This is a genomic window from Dubosiella newyorkensis, assembly GCF_001945605.1.
In the GTDB taxonomy this organism is placed as follows: domain Bacteria; phylum Bacillota_I; class Bacilli_A; order Erysipelotrichales; family Erysipelotrichaceae; genus Dubosiella; species Dubosiella newyorkensis.
On sequence record NZ_MPKA01000072.1, the window covers coordinates 1 to 554 of the forward strand.

General features: G+C 40.6%; 1 protein-coding gene. It reads left to right on the plus strand.

Annotated elements, in window-relative coordinates; all coding sequences use genetic code 11:
- Positions 1-102 precede the first annotated feature (102 nt).
- Positions 103-390 (plus strand): transposase, encoded by a 288-nt coding sequence (locus BO225_RS07450; RefSeq protein ID WP_076341627.1) that lies wholly within the window; start codon positions 103-105, stop codon positions 388-390.
- Positions 391-554: the final 164 nt, after the last annotated feature.

The following is a 554-nucleotide window of genomic DNA, read 5'->3' on the forward strand; positions in this document are numbered from 1 at the left end:
TGGATTTAGTATTAATGGTGTATTCCTTAAACCTCTGAAAATTCAAGTGGTAGAATGTCATAAGAAGAACAATTTGAATTCCAGAATGAGGAGGAATGAAAAATGGCAAAACATTATGACAGAGAATTTAAAGAACAGGTGATTCAGTATGTACTCGATCATCCTGATCTTCCCTACACGCAGATCGCCAAACAATTCGGAGTCCATGACACAACAATTGGAGGATGGGTAAAAAGCTATAAAGAGCATGACGATCAAGTCATTGTTCGAGGGTCTGGCAACTACAGCAGCGATGAAGCCAAAGAGATCGCCCATCTTAAAAAACAGCTCAGAGATACCCAGGACGCGCTCAATGTATTAAAAAAAGCGATCAGTATACTCGGCAAATAACGGCTCGTATCCTCTATCGATCGGTTCGGGAATACAAAGAGAAACATCCCAAAGTATCGGTAGCGGGTATACTGGCAAAATTGGATAAGAGCACTTCCGGCTACTACAAGCATTTAAGATCAAAACCATCCAAGACAAAAGTCCGGCGGGAAAAAACAAAAAAA